13 protein-coding genes and 3 pseudogenes are annotated in these 16,500 nt (G+C 40.8%); 12 read left to right on the plus strand and 4 right to left on the minus strand.

Annotated elements, in window-relative coordinates:
• Window positions 1-668: pseudogene (locus HT669_RS01680) on the plus strand (IS630 family transposase); the annotation flags it as partial.
• A gap of 193 nt (window positions 669-861) precedes the next feature.
• On the opposite strand, the gene HT669_RS01685 reads toward HT669_RS01680, so the two are convergent.
• From HT669_RS01685 to HT669_RS01700, 4 genes are all read right to left on the minus strand, one after another.
• Entirely contained in the window at window positions 862-1,161 is a 300-nt protein-coding gene (locus HT669_RS01685) for a DUF1827 family protein (protein ID WP_000767185.1), read from the minus strand.
• A 169-nt stretch (window positions 1,162-1,330) separates the two neighbouring features.
• On the minus strand, window positions 1,331-1,783 hold the full coding sequence (locus tag HT669_RS01690; protein WP_050971398.1) for an NUDIX hydrolase: 453 nt from the start codon (window positions 1,781-1,783) through the stop codon (window positions 1,331-1,333).
• 128 nt (window positions 1,784-1,911) lie between these two features.
• Entirely contained in the window at window positions 1,912-4,170 is a 2,259-nt protein-coding gene (locus tag HT669_RS01695) for an ATP-dependent Clp protease ATP-binding subunit (protein ID WP_000882510.1), read from the minus strand.
• Window positions 4,171-4,399: 229 nt separating this feature from the next.
• The gene (locus tag HT669_RS01700; RefSeq protein WP_000443574.1) at window positions 4,400-4,630 is read right to left on the minus strand and encodes a DUF1797 family protein; all 231 of its coding nucleotides are present in this window, start codon (window positions 4,628-4,630) and stop codon (window positions 4,400-4,402) included.
• A 190-nt stretch (window positions 4,631-4,820) separates the two neighbouring features.
• On the opposite strand from HT669_RS01700, the gene HT669_RS01705 reads away from it, so the two are divergent.
• From HT669_RS01705 to deoD, 11 genes and pseudogenes are all read left to right on the plus strand, one after another.
• Complete coding sequence (locus HT669_RS01705; RefSeq protein WP_031222958.1) at window positions 4,821-5,504, plus strand: amino acid ABC transporter permease; 684 nt, start codon at window positions 4,821-4,823, stop codon at window positions 5,502-5,504.
• Entirely contained in the window at window positions 5,504-6,238 is a 735-nt protein-coding gene (locus HT669_RS01710; RefSeq protein WP_000136055.1) for an amino acid ABC transporter ATP-binding protein, read from the plus strand. The genes HT669_RS01705 and HT669_RS01710 overlap by 1 nt, the downstream gene beginning before the upstream one ends.
• Before the next feature lie 153 nt (window positions 6,239-6,391).
• Complete coding sequence (locus tag HT669_RS01715) at window positions 6,392-7,249, plus strand: bifunctional methylenetetrahydrofolate dehydrogenase/methenyltetrahydrofolate cyclohydrolase (protein ID WP_172933611.1); 858 nt, start codon at window positions 6,392-6,394, stop codon at window positions 7,247-7,249.
• 140 nt (window positions 7,250-7,389) lie between these two features.
• The gene (locus tag HT669_RS01720; RefSeq protein WP_000863091.1) at window positions 7,390-8,262 is read left to right on the plus strand and encodes an NAD(P)H-hydrate dehydratase; all 873 of its coding nucleotides are present in this window, start codon (window positions 7,390-7,392) and stop codon (window positions 8,260-8,262) included.
• Between the two features lie 281 nt (window positions 8,263-8,543).
• A complete protein-coding gene (rpiA, locus tag HT669_RS01725; RefSeq protein ID WP_000429303.1) occupies window positions 8,544-9,227 on the plus strand; it encodes a ribose-5-phosphate isomerase RpiA in 684 nt (227 codons plus the stop codon).
• Window positions 9,228-9,240: 13 nt separating this feature from the next.
• Entirely contained in the window at window positions 9,241-10,452 is a 1,212-nt protein-coding gene (locus tag HT669_RS01730; RefSeq protein WP_000033102.1) for a phosphopentomutase, read from the plus strand.
• A 1-nt stretch (window position 10,453) separates the two neighbouring features.
• Window positions 10,454-10,995, plus strand: a pseudogene (locus tag HT669_RS01735) (DUF1697 domain-containing protein).
• 15 nt (window positions 10,996-11,010) lie between these two features.
• Complete coding sequence (locus HT669_RS01740; RefSeq protein WP_050207878.1) at window positions 11,011-11,820, plus strand: purine-nucleoside phosphorylase; 810 nt, start codon at window positions 11,011-11,013, stop codon at window positions 11,818-11,820.
• Between the two features lie 453 nt (window positions 11,821-12,273).
• Window positions 12,274-14,088 (plus strand): annotated as a pseudogene (locus HT669_RS11460) (discoidin domain-containing protein); the annotation flags it as partial.
• On the plus strand, window positions 14,080-15,000 hold the full coding sequence (locus HT669_RS11465; RefSeq protein WP_283225753.1) for a thiol-activated cytolysin C-terminal domain-containing protein: 921 nt from the start codon (window positions 14,080-14,082) through the stop codon (window positions 14,998-15,000). The pseudogene HT669_RS11460 and the gene HT669_RS11465, both read left to right, overlap by 9 nt.
• A 760-nt stretch (window positions 15,001-15,760) precedes the next feature.
• On the plus strand, window positions 15,761-16,471 hold the full coding sequence (gene deoD, locus HT669_RS01755; RefSeq protein ID WP_000022090.1) for a purine-nucleoside phosphorylase: 711 nt from the start codon (window positions 15,761-15,763) through the stop codon (window positions 16,469-16,471).
• Window positions 16,472-16,500 lie beyond the last annotated feature (29 nt).

The raw sequence follows: 16,500 nt of genomic DNA on the forward strand, positions 1-16,500 counted from the left end.
GAAATCCTTTGTAGAGGCTCATCCAGATGCTTTTTTACGGGAAATTGCGGCACATTTTGATTGTGCTGTCCCTTCAGTATGGGCAGCTTTAAAGCAGATGAAGGTCACTTCAAAAAAAGATGACGAGCTTTAAGGAACAAGACCCAGAGAAAGTCGCTGAGTTTCTTGATATTTTGGATAACCTAAACGATTTACCAATCGTATATATTGATGAAACAGGAATCGACCGCTACCTCTATCGTCCTTATGCAGGGGCTCCTAGAGGGGAGAAAGTCTATGAAAAGATTAGCGGACGTCGTTTTGAGCGAACTTCAATTGTTGCAGGACAAGTAGACGGAGAGTTTATAGCTCCCATGATTTACAAGAACAGCAGGACAAGCGATTTCTTTGTGGAGTGGTTCAAAACGCAACTCCTACCTGCTTTGAAGACACCTCATGTTATTGTCATGGGCAATGCTAGTTTTCATACCAAGAACATTTTGGATGAACTCTGCATCCAAGATAAACACTTTTTCTTACCTCTACCACCTTATTCACCGGATTTGAATCCTATTGAGCAAGCTTGGGCTATCTTGAAAAAGAAAGTGACGGATTTATTAAGGGAAGTTCCAACTATTTTTGAATGTTTGGAATGCTTTTTAAAACTAAATGACTATAAAATGAAATAAGAATAGGACAAATCGATCAGGACAGTCAAATCGATTTCTAACAATGTTTTAGAAGTAGAGGTGTACTATTATAGTTTCAATCTACTATATAAAAACGCATAATAGCGAGTGTACAGTGTACCTCAATACTATGCGTTTTATTGTGGGAAGACTTATTGGACTTTCGCTCAAGTAGAGTTTTTACTCAATTTCCTCACTGGATTGGGATTGAAATTCCAATTAATTTCTCTGAGTAGAGTGTCTTGATATTGGCTTCATCAATAGAGTCCTTATTAATTTTACGTTTCAAGAAAAATTCTTGAATGGTTTCGATTTCAGGCTCACGAATAGCACGGTGTTTGTTTGAGATGAGGATTTCATAGTGAAGCGGCGCTTGGGTAAAAATAACATCTGTATTCCCTGCAGAATAAACCTCAACAAGGGTTGCATCGGTACTTTCTAGCTGATTTTTTACAAGTTGCGAGTGTGAGTTTGTCGTATTGATAAGCTTCATAATATTTCCTCCGATTTTCTAATTCTATTATAGCACTTTTTGAATAAAGTCGCTTGATTTATACTCAATGAAAATCAAAGAGCGAACTAGGAAGCTAGCCGCAGGTTNNCAGTGACCATATCTACGGTCAGGCGACGCTGACGTGGTTTGAAGAGATTTTCGAAGAGTATTAGTCAATCTTATGCTGTTTTTTCCAAGATTGGATGGCCCATTTATGGCTACCACGTTTAAGATTTTGGATAGCCTCGTCAATAGGGAACCAGGCAATATGATTAAAGTCTTCTAGTGGATTTTGCACTTCTTTGAAAGAAGTCGCTTCATAGAGGTGGGCAGGATTGTAGTAGTAGGTATCACGATGACGAGAGTAGAAGTATTCATCAGCCTGTCCATAATAGGTACCAATTTCAGCTGTGAAACCAAGCTCTTCAATCAATTCACGCTTTAGGGCTTCCTGATGATTTTCACCTGCTTCAATTTCGCCACCTGGTAGGAACCAAGCGCCATTAGGTGCTTGAACAAGAACAATTTGTTTTTGTTTAGCGTCAGGGATAACTGCATACACTCCATAGCGTGCAACATAGTCTGTATTTGCTTTTTTTTCTCCGAAAGTTGGGTTTGCCATTGCATTTTCCTCATTATCTAGTATCTTTATTATTATCATAATGGACAAAGGCAGAGCTGTCAAGAACTTATAGTTATTTTAGTAAAAAGAGCAGAAAATTTTCATTTTCTACTCCTTTTCTATAGGATTTATACTTCTTTTTCATAAGTTTTTACTTCAACTTTTTTGGCAGACTTAATTTGAATGTTTCCCTTGCTAGTCAGAACTGCTTTGAGGTCTTTTTCGCTTGGATTTTCAAGGTAGTAGTCAGTGATTGCGTCCTCAATATAGTCTTGAATAGTCCGACGAAGTGGGCGTGCTCCCATTTTTGGATCATAACCTAGGTCAACCAGCTTTTCCTTGACCTTGTCAGTTACATCCAAATGAATGTTGTTGCTAGAGAGGCGCTTGTTAACATCTGCTAGCATGAGCTCGACAATCTGAAGGAGATTATCCTTGCTGAGAGCCTTAAATTCGATAATGCCATCAAAACGGTTCATAAACTCTGGGCTAAAGAAGTTACCGAGTTCACCGAGAACAGAGTTGGTACGTCCTTCTCTAGTAGCCCCAAATCCAACGTTGGCTTCAGACTTACCTGTACCTGCATTTGAGGTCATGATAATGATGGCATCCTTGAAGCTAACGGTCCGTCCTTGCCCATCTGTCAAACGACCATCGTCCAAGACTTGTAGAAACATGTGCATAACATCTGGGTGAGCTTTTTCCACTTCATCGAGAAGGATGAGAGAATATGGATTGCGGCGAACTTTTTCAGTTAATTGACCAGCCTCATCATAGCCAACATAACCTGGAGGAGCGCCGACCAACTTAGCCACACTGTGTTTTTCCATGTATTCACTCATATCAAAGCGAATCATACTATCAGCAGAACCAAAGAGTTCGATAGCTAATTGTTTGGAAAGTTCTGTCTTACCGACCCCAGTTGGTCCGACAAAGAGGAAGCTTCCAATTGGACGGTTAGGCGTACCAAGACCGACACGATTACGGCGAATAGCCTTAGCAATCTTATCGACTGCATCATCTTGGCCAATAATATGAGACTTGAGATCTTCGGCTAGATGGATGAGTTGAGATTGTTCTTTCTCTTTTAAATCACCAACAGGGATGTTGGTTTTCTGCTCAATAATATGCTCAATGGTTTTTTCACTGATGATTGGAGTATCCTGGTCTGTGACCTTTTTCTTTTGCATTTCCTTATATTTGGCAATCTGGTCACGGAAGTAGGCGGCTTTTTCAAAATCTTCTTCTCGTGTAGCTTGAGACTTGAGATTTTCAGCCTCAATCAAGCGCTGATCAATGACTTTAGGGTCTACAAAATTCAAGGTCAAATTCATCTTAGAACCAGCTTCATCTAGGAGGTCAATGGCCTTGTCAGGTAAGAAGCGATCTTGGATGTAACGATTGGAAAGAGTTGCAGCTGCTTCAATTGCAGCATCGGTATATTGAACGTGGTGGTAGTCTTCGTATTTCTTTTGAATCCCTTTGAGGATAGTGATTGTTTCTTCCACCGTTGGTTCATCAACCTTGACAGGCTGCATACGACGCTCGAGGGCAGCATCCTTTTCAATGATACGGTATTCATTGAGGGTAGTAGCGCCGACCAGTTGCAGTTCCCCACGAGCAAGGGCTGGCTTGAGGATATTTCCTGCGTCCATATTACCATCACTCGCAGAACCAGCACCGACAATTTCATGGATTTCATCGATAAAGAGGATGATGTCCTCACGTTTGCGAATTTCTTCCATGAGTTTTTGCATGCGTTCTTCAAATTGTCCACGGATCCCCGTTCCTTGCACCAAGCTAACCACATCCAGACGGATGACTTGTTTGCCTTGGAGTTTATGTGGAACATCACCATCAACAATTTTCTGAGCTAGGCCTTCGACAACGGCAGTTTTTCCGACACCCGGTTCACCGATAAGAACAGGATTATTCTTGGTTCTACGATTGAGAATCTCGATGACACGGATAATCTCATCGTCGCGTCCAATAACGGGGTCAATGTCTCCACGACGGGCAATCTCAGTTACGTTGATACCAAATTCTTCCAGCAGGCCTTTTTCTTGGCTTGCTGGTGGAGTTTGAGCAGAACCACGATTTTGGGAACCATAACCGCCGTTTCCACCGTAACCTCCACCTGATTGGGTTGGGGGAATAGGAGGAGTATTGCTAGAAGGTCTGAAATTGTTTAGGTCATTGAAAAAATCACCAAAGGGATCGAAGTCACGATTGTTCAGATCCGTCATACCTTTGAAGAGGCTATTGTTAGGATCTGTTTTGATAATCTTGTAGCAGTTTTGACAGAGGTCAATTTGTTTTTGTTTTCCATTGAGATTGGTGTAAAGATGAATTGTTGAGTCGTTGATTTTACAGTTTTGACAAAGCATACATCTACCTCATTTCTTTCTTTATCCTGATCTGTTTAAAGGTCAAAAATAGTCAAATTCCTATACTCTCATTATAACAGGATTGGGGTGTAAAGCAAGTAAAAAGATTGCAGCTTTGAAAAGTTGTTGCAATGAAAATTTTTGTGAATTTGGACTATAAAAAAATCCTATTTGTGAGACAAAAAGGATTTTGGTTAGACATGCAGGGACAATCCCAGCTTGTTTTAGATTAGTAGAGAAGTTCGTAAATCTCCATTGCAATTAAGTCAATGCTATCAAACGTATACGTTTCGCGAGCTTCTACGTCACGAAGGGTAAAGATTGAGCCGTTTTCTTCGTCGTGGCTGTACGCAACTTCTGCAACAACAACTCCTTCACGTTCAAAATTACGTTTTAAATTTCCGCCATCGTTTGCCATTGCTTCAAGGCGGTTGATGATTCTAACCAAATGTGATTCCATTTTGATTCTCCTTCATTTCTTATCGTTACTATTTTACCATAAAGGAGGCCAACTTGACTAGAAAAAAACTAAGATTTCTCGCTAATTCTGCTAGTTTAAAGATTTTTAAATAAATTGGATAAAAGATTTGAATTTTAATTCAATATACGTTATAATCATACAGTATTCTATTTTAGAAAGCAGTGTGACTATGAATTTTTCTTTTTTACCTAAGTATTTACCTTATTTTAACTATGGGGCTGTTGTGACGGTTCTTATTTCTATCTGTGTTGTCATTTTGGGAACCATTTTGGGGGTTGTCTTGGCTTTTGGGCAACGTTCAAAGTTTAAACCGCTTGTTTGGCTGGCCAACTTGTACGTTTGGATTTTCCGTGGGACACCGATGATGGTTCAGATTATGATTACCTTTGCTCTTATGCACATCAATGCTCCGACTATTCAGGTTGGGATTTTGGGTGTTGATCTTTCTCGTCTGATTCCAGGGATTTTGATTATTTCTATGAACAGTGGTGCTTATGTTTCTGAGACTGTTCGTGCTGGGATTAATGCGGTTCCTAAGGGGCAGTTAGAGGCGGCCTATTCTTTAGGGATTCGTCCTAAAAATGCGATGCGGTATGTGATTTTGCCACAAGCAATCAAAAATATTTTGCCAGCATTGGGGAACGAATTTATCACCATTATCAAGGACAGCTCCCTCTTATCAGCTATTGGGGTCATGGAGTTGTGGAATGGGGCTACAACAGTTTCTACAACAACCTATCTACCTTTAACACCACTTTTATTTGCAGCATTTTACTACTTGATTATGACCTCTATTCTGACAGTAGCCTTGAAAGCTTTTGAAAAACATATGGGACAAGGAGATAAGAAATAATGACAGAAATCTTGATAAAAATTGAAAATTTACATAAATCTTTTGGAAAGAATGAAGTATTGAAGGGCATCAACCTCGAGATTAAAAGAGGAGAAGTTGTCGTTATCATCGGTCCTTCGGGGAGCGGGAAATCTACCTTGCTTCGCTCTATGAATTTGTTGGAGGAAGCAACCAAGGGGAAGGTTATCTTTGAGGGAGTCGATATTACGGACAAGAAGAATGACCTCTTTGCCATGCGTGAGAAGATGGGCATGGTTTTCCAACAATTTAATCTCTTTCCTAATATGACTGTGATGGAAAATATTACCTTGTCACCTATCAAGACCAAAGGTGAAAGCAAGGCAGTTGCTGAGAAGAGAGCTCAAGAGCTGTTGGAAAAAGTTGGTTTGCCGGATAAGGCAGACGCTTATCCACAGAGTTTGTCAGGTGGGCAGCAGCAACGGATTGCCATCGCGCGTGGTTTGGCAATGGAACCAGATGTTTTGCTCTTTGATGAACCGACTTCAGCCTTGGATCCTGAAATGGTGGGTGAGGTATTGGCTGTTATGCAAGATCTAGCCAAGTCAGGAATGACCATGGTTATCGTAACACATGAGATGGGATTTGCCCGTGAGGTGGCAGATCGTGTCATCTTTATGGCAGACGGTGTGGTTGTTGAAGACGGAATACCTGAACAGATTTTTGAACAAACCCAAGAACAACGGACTAAAGACTTCTTGAGTAAGGTTTTATAATCTATTTTAAAATTTCAAGACAAGATTAGTGAAAAGCTCAACCAGAGCTTTTTCTTATAGTTTGAAACTATAAGGTTGGCTAGGAAAGAAGTGTTAGAGGGTACTAGCAGTTTTTGGTATAATGGAAGATATTTGAAAGAAAAGAGAAGTGATATGACACAGATTATTGATGGGAAAGCTTTAGCTGCCAAATTGCAGGGGCAGTTGGCTGAAAAGACTGCAAGATTAAAGGAAGAAACAGGTCTAGTACCTGGTTTGGTAGTGATTTTGGTTGGAGACAATCCAGCCAGCCAAGTCTACGTTCGTAACAAGGAACGTTCTGCCCTTGCGGCTGGTTTCCGTAGCGAAGTAGTGCGAGTTCCAGAGACCATTACTCAAGAGGAATTGTTAGACCTGATTGCTAAATATAATCAGGATCCAGCTTGGCATGGGATTTTGGTTCAGTTGCCATTACCAAAACACATTGATGAAGAGGCGGTTCTATTGTCTATTGATCCAGAAAAGGATGTGGATGGGTTCCATCCCTTAAACATGGGGCGTCTCTGGTCTGGTCATCCAGTCATGATTCCTTCGACACCTGCAGGAATTATGGAAATGTTTCATGAATATGGGATTGAATTAGAAGGTAAAAATGCGGTCGTCATCGGTCGTTCAAACATTGTTGGAAAACCCATGGCCCAGCTTCTTTTAGCCAAAAATGCAACAGTAACCTTGACCCATTCACGCACCCATAATCTTGCCAAGGTGGCTGCTAAAGCAGATATTCTGGTGGTCGCAATCGGTCGTGCTAAGTTTGTGACTGCTGACTTTGTCAAACCAGGTGCGGTTGTCATTGATGTCGGTATGAACCGCGATGAAAATGGGAAGCTCTGTGGGGATGTTGATTATGAGGCAGTTGCCCCGCTTGCTAGCCATATTACGCCAGTCCCTGGAGGTGTCGGTCCTATGACCATTACCATGCTAATGGAGCAAACTTATCAGGCAGCACTTCGGACATTGGATAGAAAATAAGAGAAAAATCGCTGAAGAGAGTGTATTTTCTATAGCTATATCTGAAATGGCAGAAATGAGTATTAAATTTTAGATATAAGATTACAAAAGGAGGTCTGCGCCTCCTTTTTGTTGTATAATAAAAGCGAGAGGAAAAAACGATGAAAGTGATTGATCAAACTTTACTAGAAAAAGTTATTATTGAACGTTCTCGTACAAGTCATAAAGGAGACCATGGTCGTCTGCTGCTGCTTGGTGGCACTTATCCTTATGGAGGTGCTATCATTATGGCTGCACTAGCTGCTGTTAAGAGTGGTGCAGGATTGGTGACCGTTGGAACGGACAGGGAAAATATTCCAGCTCTGCACAGCCATTTACCTGAGGCTATGGCATTTTCTCTTCAAGACAAGCAATTGTTAAAAGAGCAGTTGGAGAAGGCAGAAGTTGTCTTGCTGGGACCTGGTTTAGGAGACGATGCTTTTGGAGAAGATCTAGTCAAACAGGTCTTTGCTAGCTTAAAACAGAATCAGATTTTGATTGTAGATGGTGGTGCCCTGACCATTCTTGCTAGGACAAGTTTGTCGTTTCCGTCTAACCAGCTTATCCTAACTCCCCACCAAAAAGAATGGGAAAAGCTGTCTGGTATTGCTATTGAAAAGCAAAAGGAAGATGCAACAGCTAGTGCCCTGACTTCATTTCCTCAAGGAACAATTTTGGTGGAGAAAGGTCCGGCTACTCGTATTTGGCAAGCTAGCCAATCTGATTATTACCAGTTACAGGTCGGCGGTCCCTATCAGGCGACTGGGGGGATGGGAGATACTCTTGCTGGAATGATTGCAGGATTTGCAGGCCAATTCCGACAGGCCAGTCTCTACGAATGTGTGACGGTAGCGACCCATCTTCATTCAGCTATTGCCCAAGAACTAGCTCAAGAACAGTATGTGGTTTTGCCAACGGAGATTAGTAATTGTATTCCTAAAGTAATGAAAATTATTTGTCAACAAGAGAGGGTAAGCAAAGATAAACTTGTTTAAAATAGATAGATAAACCCACTTCCTTCTCTTAATTTATGATTCTTGAAATGCGCCTGCTTTAATGCTAAACTAGACGTATCAAAGTTAAGGTCTTGTTTTTGGAACTGGAAAGAGATGAACAAAGCAAATACATAAAAGATAAATTCATTTTTATTCGTTTTATAAAAATAAAATGCATGTTTTCAAAGAAAGATTGATAAAAAATGTAAATTTGATCTTTTTACTTGAATAAAAAGCGATTTCATAGTAGAATAAGAACTGAGAATGATGGAGGTAAATCGGTGGAAAATCTGAAGAAAATGGCAGGTATCAAGGCTGCTGAGTTCGTGAGCGATGGAATGGTCGTTGGACTTGGAACAGGCTCGACTGCCTATTATTTTGTAGAAGAAATCGGTCGTCGTATCAAGGAAGAAGGATTGCAGATTACAGCTGTAACAACTTCTAGTGTGACCACTAAACAGGCAGAAGGCCTTAATATCCCGCTCAAGTCTATTGACCAAGTAGACTTTGTCGATGTGACGGTTGATGGCGCGGATGAAGTGGATAGTCAGTTTAACGGAATCAAAGGCGGTGGTGGTGCCCTTCTCATGGAAAAGGTGGTCGCAACACCATCAAAAGAATACATTTGGGTGGTGGATGAAAGCAAGCTGGTCGAAAAACTAGGTGCTTTTAAATTGCCAGTAGAAGTGGTTCAGTATGGCGCAGAACAAGTCTTTCGTCGTTTTGAGCGAGCTGGCTACAAACCAAGTTTCCGTGAAAAAGACGGCCAACGTTTTGTGACGGATATGCAGAATTTTATCATTGACCTCGCCTTGGATGTCATTGAAAATCCAATTGCTTTTGGACAAGAATTGGACCATGTCGTTGGTGTTGTGGAGCATGGTTTATTCAACCAAATGGTGGATAAGGTAATCGTTGCTGGACGAGATGGAGTTCAGATTTCAACTTCAAAAAAAGGAAAATAGAAGGGGGCATAAGATGTCTAAATTTAATCGTATTCATTTGGTGGTACTGGATTCTGTAGGAATCGGTGCAGCACCAGATGCTAATAACTTTGTCAATGCAGGGGTTCCAGATGGAGCTTCTGACACACTGGGACACATTTCAAAAACAGTTGGTTTGAATGTCCCAAACATGGCTAAAATAGGTCTTGGAAATATTCCTCGTGAAACTCCTCTTAAGACTGTAGCAGCTGAAAGCAATCCAACTGGATATGCAACAAAATTAGAGGAAGTATCTCTTGGTAAGGATACTATGACTGGACACTGGGAAATCATGGGACTCAACATTACTGAGCCTTTCGATACTTTCTGGAACGGATTCCCAGAAGAAATCCTGACAAAAATCGAAGAATTCTCAGGACGCAAGGTTATTCGTGAAGCCAACAAACCTTATTCAGGAACGGCTGTTATCGATGATTTTGGACCACGTCAGATGGAAACTGGAGAGTTGATTATCTATACTTCAGCTGACCCTGTTTTGCAGATTGCTGCCCACGAAGACATTATTCCTTTGGATGAATTGTACCGTATCTGTGAATACGCTCGTTCGATTACCCTTGAGCGTCCTGCCCTTCTTGGTCGCATCATTGCTCGCCCTTATGTAGGTGAACCAGGTAACTTCACTCGTACGGCAAACCGTCGTGACTTGGCTGTATCTCCATTTTCCCCAACTGTTTTGGATAAATTGAATGAGGCTGGTATCGATACTTATGCTGTGGGTAAAATCAACGATATCTTTAACGGTGCTGGTATCAACCATGACATGGGTCACAACAAGTCAAATAGTCATGGAATTGATACACTATTGAAGACTATGGGACTTGCTGAGTTTGAAAAAGGATTCTCATTCACAAACCTAGTTGACTTTGATGCCCTTTACGGCCATCGTCGTAATGCTCACGGTTACCGTGATTGTTTGCATGAGTTTGATGAACGCTTACCTGAAATTATCGCAGCTATGAGAGAGAATGACCTTCTCTTGATTACTGCGGACCATGGAAATGACCCAACGTATGCAGGAACGGATCACACTCGGGAATATATTCCATTGTTGGCCTATAGCCCTGCCTTTAAAGGAAATGGTCTCATTCCAGTAGGACATTTTGCAGATATTTCAGCGACTGTTGCCGATAACTTTGGTGTGGAAACTGCTATGATTGGGGAAAGTTTCTTAGATAAATTGGTATAAGATGACGCGCTATGCTTTGCTGGTGAGAGGTATCAATGTTGGTGGTAAGAATAAGGTCGTCATGGCGGAGCTTCGTCAAGAATTGACAAACTTGGGACTGGAAAAGGTTGAGAGCTACATCAATAGTGGCAATATTTTCTTTACTTCGATAGATTCCAAAGCCCAATTGGTTGAAAAGCTAGAGACTTTCTTTGCAGTCCATTATCCATTTATTCAGAGCTTTTCTTTACTGAGTCTAGAGGACTTTGAGGCGGAACTTGAAAATCTACCAGCTTGGTGGAACAGAGACTTGGCACGAAAAGATTTTCTCTTTTACACTGAGGGTTTGGATGTGGACCAAGTCATCGCGACAGTTGAAAGTTTAGAGCTGAAAGATGAAGTGCTTTATTTTGGAAAACTTGGGATTTTCTGGGGAAATTTTCTGAAGAAACCTACTCTAAAACTGCCTATCACAAGGATCTGCTCAAGATGCCTTTCTATCGCCACATTACCATTCGCAATGCTAAAACTTTTGAAAAAATCGGTCAAATGCTAAAAAAATAATAAAGGAGACACACAATGACATTTTTAAACAAAATCCATGAAACAGCTGCTTTCCTGAAAGACAAGGGAATTCAAGCGCCTGAGTTCGGTCTAATCCTTGGATCAGGACTGGGAGAACTGGCAGAAGAAATCGAAAATCCAGTTGCAGTAGACTATGCTGAGATTCCAAACTGGGGCCGCTCTACAGTAGTCGGTCACGCTGGTAAATTAGTATATGGTGACCTTGCAGGTCGCAAGGTCTTGGCTCTTCAAGGTCGTTTCCATTTTTACGAAGGAAATCCTCTGGAGGTCGTGACTTTCCCAGTACGTGTCATGAAAGTTCTTGGATGTGAAGGTGTCATTGTAACCAATGCAGCTGGTGGTATTGGATATGGTCCTGGTACTTTGATGGCTATCTCAGACCATATCAACATGACGGGGCAAAATCCATTGATGGGTGAAAACTTGGATGACTTTGGTCCACGTTTCCCAGATATGTCTAAGGCCTACACTCCAGAATACCGTGCTACTGCCCATGAAGTTGCTAAAAAACTTGATATCAAGCTTGATGAAGGTGTCTATATCGGTGTTACTGGTCCAACTTATGAAACACCAGCAGAAATCCGTGCCTATAAGACACTGGGAGCAGATGCAGTTGGTATGTCTACGGTTCCTGAAGTTATCGTGGCAGCCCACTCTGGCTTGAAAGTTCTGGGAATTTCATGTATCACTAACTTTGCGGCTGGTTTCCAAGAAGAACTCAATCACGAAGAAGTTGTAGAAGTGACTGAAGGTGTCAAAGGTGATTTCAAAGGTTTGCTTAAAGCGATTCTTGCAGAATTGTAAGAAAAAAGATTTAAAAGGGGGAATACCTCTACCTTTTCATGATTGACTGGCTATTCGGAACAAAGAAGAAACATAGGTAGACTATGGGTTTCTTCCTACTCTTGTAACTGAAAGAGTCTGATAGTTAGCATTGTGAAAGACAAGAATCTAGGATGCTGGAATTAGCTTCCTAGCCAAGCAGACTAGTATGATAAGAAGAGATAAGAATGAATTTATACTCAATGAAAATCAAAGAGCAAACTAGGAAGTTAGCCGCAGGTTGCTCAAAACACAGTNNCAGTGACCATATCTACGGTAAGGCGACGCTGACGTGGTTTGAAGAGATTTTCGAAGAGTATTACTTTCTGAATTTCTCAGTCTTGTCCTATATAGGGGACAAGGAGATTTCGCTTGAGTCTGCTTACAAATAAACGAAAAGAAAGATAAAGAATAATGAAAATTGGTCAACGAATGATGCGCTTTGGCATAAAAAAATTAAGTATCGGAGTTGTATCTGTTGCAGTCGGCTTTGCATTTCTAGCTCCAGCTGGAATTTCAGCCAATGAACTACAGCAAGATGTAACATCTGAAGTGGCAACAAGAGTGCTAGATCCTAAGGAGGAATTGAGAGAGCCGGAAAATGCTACTCCAAAACTAGAAACTCCTCTTAGAGAGGAGTCAAGACTAGCTCCTCAAACGCTTCCGGAAGCAAGTGAAGTTCTTGAAAACAAAAGGGAAGAGTCAAAAGTAGAGATAACCGAGCCAGCTCAATACTTACCTATTCTTGCTCCTGTAGAAGAAACTAAAGAAGAAGCTGTGACAGAAAAACCAACAAATACTCGTTCTCTAACAGCAGAAGATTTGGTGAAGATTTCCAAAGGGGAATTGCATTTAGAAAATGATTTGATTGATGAATCTCTCTACGGTGAAAAAGTTCTTGATTTGGAAGGGGATGATGACCAAGATGGCATCAAAAACAAAGATGAACTTTATGTGTACAACAAAGATGGTAAGGATTATCTAGGATATAACAGTCATCCCTTGCTAGCAGACAGTGATGGGGATGGTTTGGCAGATGGAGAAGATGACAATAAGAAAGAATGGTATGTCACAGACCGTGATTCTCTTCTCTTTATGGAGTTAGCCTATCGAGACGATGATTATATTGAGAAAATTTTAGATCATAAGAATCCTTTCCCTAGTCTCTATCTTGACCGTCAAGAATACAAACTCATGCACAATGAATTGGCTTCTTTCTGGAAGATGAAAAAAGCCTATCATACAGATAGTGGCTTGGATGCTTTCTTATTTGAGACCAAGAGCGACCTTCCTTATCTCAAAGATGGAACGGTGCACATGTTGGCTATACGTGGAACAAGACGGAATGATGCAAAAGATTTAAGTGCAGATTTTGTTTTGTTAGGAGGAAATAAACCAGCGCAAGCGGATGATATCCGCAAGGTTGTTGGGGAATTAGCCAAGGATACAAGTATTACCAAGTTGTATATGACAGGCCATTCTCTTGGAGGCTACCTAGCTCAGATTGCAGCGGTTGAAGCTTACCAAAAATATCCTGATTTTTATAACCATGTATTGCGAAAAGTGACGACTTTCAGTGCGCCTAAAGTGATTACTTCCAGAGCGGTTTGGAATGCTGAGAATGATTTCTGGGATGTTGGTTTGGAAAGCCGTAAATTAGCTGTTAGTGGAAAAATTAAGCATTATGTGGTTGATAATGATAATGTTGTGACTCCCTTGATTCATAACGATCGTGATATTGTTACATTTACAGGTAATTCACGCTTTAAACACCGTTCTCGTGGCTATTTTGAAAGTCGAATGAATGATATTCCTAACTTTAATATTGGTAAACGAACTACCTTGGATAAACATGGTTATCGTGATCCAAAATTGGATAAAGTGCGATTCTTTAAGAAACAGGCTCTGCCCCAATCTTCTAGTCAACCAAGCGCGGAACCAATGGAAAATATTACCTTAGGGAAACAGGTTACTCAAAGTTCGACAGCTTTCGAAGGAGATGCTAGAAGAGCTGTGGATGGCAAAGTTGATGGTAACTATGGTCACAATTCTGTCACTCATACCAACTTCCAATCTAAGCCTTGGTGGCAAGTAGATTTGGCTAAAGAAGAAACCATTCGCCAAATCAATATTTACAACCGAACAGACACTGCCCAGGATAGATTGGCAAACTTTGATGTCATTCTGTTAGACAGTTCTGGTAAAGAAATTGAGAGAAAACGAATAACATCTCTTAAAGATGTGTCAGCACAAATTGCGATTAACCATAAAAAAGCGCGCTATGTTCGGATTGAGCTAGAAGGCTATAATGCCCTCAGTCTTGCAGAAGTCCAAGTATATCGTGCTGAGAATATCGCTTGGAAAAAACAAGCTAAGCAAAGTTCTACTGATTTTGGTGGAGATGCTAGTCGTGCCTTGGATGGCAATACCAATAGTAGTTATAGCCAGCAATCAATTACCCATACAAAATTTGAAAACCAGCCTTGGTGGGAAGTTGATTTAGGTCGTACAGAACAGGTAGGACTTGTTCGCCTTCATAACCGTGGGGATGGAGAGCTTTCTAAACGTCTGTCAGACTTTGATGTGATTTTATATGATGAAAAAGGGAAAGAAGTTGCTAGACAGTATGTTGCTAAACTTGACGGAACGAGCTTGGATGTTCAATTAAATGGGAAATTGGGACGCCGTGTTCGTGTGCAACTACGTAAGAACAATCAAGCCCTCAGTCTTGCAGAAGTAGAAGTTTTCCGCTTTATCGCTACGAATGGTGAGACGGCGACACAAGTTTCTAAGCCAGTTCAACCAATCAGTCAAACGCCTGTGAAAGACAAAACATTGACAATTCAACATAGTGGAGCTTATATTGCCCGCTACTCTATAACTTGGGAAGAAGTTACAGTAGACAAAGATGGAAACCAAGTTGTTCGTAGTCGTTCTTGGGAAGGAAACGGTCGCAACCAGACTGCAGGTTTTGTCCTCAACCTCCCAATCAAAGGAAACATGAGAAATCTGCGAATTAAGATTGAGAAAAAGACAGGTCTACTATGGAATAGATGGCAAACAATCTATGAAAACAGACCAATTTTAGCTCAACCCCACCGTAAAATTACCCATTGGGGAACAACATTAAATTCTAAGATTTCTGATGACGATGTCTTGTAAAAAATCCTACTATTCAAGAATGAGATGATTTAGTTTATAAGAAAGTACTACCTGAGCTTGAATAGAACTCAGGTAGCTATCTGTGAGAGAACAAAATTAAACAGAAAGGTATAGTGAGGTGTTCTAATTTGAACATGAGCGGAAAAACTTTTCTAAAAACTTAGAAAGGAAGGGGAGTTCGGGTTTGAATTGAATCCGATCTACTCTTCTCAATATTATCAAAATTAAGAAAGAAAGGAATTGAACCCATCATAAAAGCAGTGGGAAAAAGATAGTTGGTCTAGCGAGCATCGCTCACTGCGCCCCACTCCTATTTTCCCTTTGGCTTTTTAACGGGTTTGGTATCTTTCTCAATATAAAATATAAAAAAGACAGGTAGAGCGCGTGTTTTGATTTGAACACGAGCGGAAAACTTTTCTAAAAACTCAGAAGAGAAGGGGAGTTCGGGTTTGAATTGAAGCCGTTCTAATCTTCTCAATATCATCAAAATTAAGAAAGGAATTGACCCCACCCTAAAAGCAGTGGGAAAAAGATAGTTGGTCTAGCGAGCATCGCTCACTGCGCCCAACTCCTATTTTCCCTTTGCTTTTTGACGGGTTTGGTATCTTTCTCAATATAAAATAAAGAAAGGTAGAGCGTGTGTTCTGATTTGAACACGAGCGGAAAACTTGGAAAATAGATAATCTGACTGAAAAATCAGGATTTCTCGTCAGATTCCTAATTTTCAGTCGTTTTCTTGTCGCTCTTTGTATCATAAATTATGTCTATCCATATTGCTGCTCAGCAGGGTGAAATTGCTGATAAAATTCTTCTTCCAGGGGATCCTCTTCGTGCGAAATTTATTGCGGAGAATTTCCTTGAAGATGCTGTTTGTTTTAACGAAGTGCGTAACATGTTTGGTTACACTGGTACTTACAAGGGTCACCGTGTATCTGTTATGGGAACTGGGATGGGAATGCCATCTATTTCGATTTATGCGCGTGAGTTAATTGTTGACTACGGAGTGAAAAAATTGATTCGTGTGGGAACTGCAGGATCTTTGAATGCAGATGTCCACGTACGTGAATTGGTTTTGGCGCAGGCAGCTGCAACCAACTCTAACATCATCCGCAATGACTGGCCACAGTACGATTTCCCACAAATCGCTAGCTTTGATTTGCTAGATAAGGCTTATCATATTGCCAAAAATCTCGGTATGACAACCCACGTTGGGAACGTTTTGTCATCTGATGTCTTTTATTCAAACTACTTTGAAAAGAACATCGAGCTTGGTAAATGGGGAGTCAAGGCTGTGGAAATGGAAGCAGCAGCACTTTACTATCTGGCAGCCCAACACCATGTTGACGCGCTAGCTATTATGACAATCTCTGATAGCTTGGTTAATCCAGATGAGGACACGACTGCAGAAGAACGTCAAAATACCTTCACCGATATGATGAAGGTTGGATTAGAAACCTTGATTGCTGAATAAAAGAGAACACAAAAGGAAGACTTTCTGGA

It is taken from the genome of Streptococcus sp. 2100, from assembly GCF_013276335.1.
Lineage (GTDB): Bacteria > Bacillota > Bacilli > Lactobacillales > Streptococcaceae > Streptococcus > Streptococcus pseudopneumoniae.

Bases quoted from the DNA above. Each gene is read 5' to 3' on its own strand.
- HT669_RS01690 (WP_050971398.1), bottom strand. From the start codon at position 1,783: ATGGCAAACCCAACTTTCGGAGAAAAAAAAGCAAATACAGACTATGTT.
- deoD (WP_000022090.1), top strand. From the start codon at position 15,761: ATGTCTATCCATATTGCTGCTCAGCAGGGTGAAATTGCTGATAAAATT.
- HT669_RS01700 (WP_000443574.1), bottom strand. From the start codon at position 4,630: ATGGAATCACATTTGGTTAGAATCATCAACCGCCTTGAAGCAATGGCA.
- HT669_RS01705 (WP_031222958.1), top strand. From the start codon at position 4,821: ATGAATTTTTCTTTTTTACCTAAGTATTTACCTTATTTTAACTATGGG.
- HT669_RS01695 (WP_000882510.1), bottom strand. From the start codon at position 4,170: ATGCTTTGTCAAAACTGTAAAATCAACGACTCAACAATTCATCTTTAC.
- HT669_RS01715 (WP_172933611.1), top strand. From the start codon at position 6,392: ATGACACAGATTATTGATGGGAAAGCTTTAGCTGCCAAATTGCAGGGG.
- HT669_RS01720 (WP_000863091.1), top strand. From the start codon at position 7,390: ATGAAAGTGATTGATCAAACTTTACTAGAAAAAGTTATTATTGAACGT.
- HT669_RS01730 (WP_000033102.1), top strand. From the start codon at position 9,241: ATGTCTAAATTTAATCGTATTCATTTGGTGGTACTGGATTCTGTAGGA.
- HT669_RS01740 (WP_050207878.1), top strand. From the start codon at position 11,011: ATGACATTTTTAAACAAAATCCATGAAACAGCTGCTTTCCTGAAAGAC.
- HT669_RS01685 (WP_000767185.1), bottom strand. From the start codon at position 1,161: ATGAAGCTTATCAATACGACAAACTCACACTCGCAACTTGTAAAAAAT.
- HT669_RS01710 (WP_000136055.1), top strand. From the start codon at position 5,504: ATGACAGAAATCTTGATAAAAATTGAAAATTTACATAAATCTTTTGGA.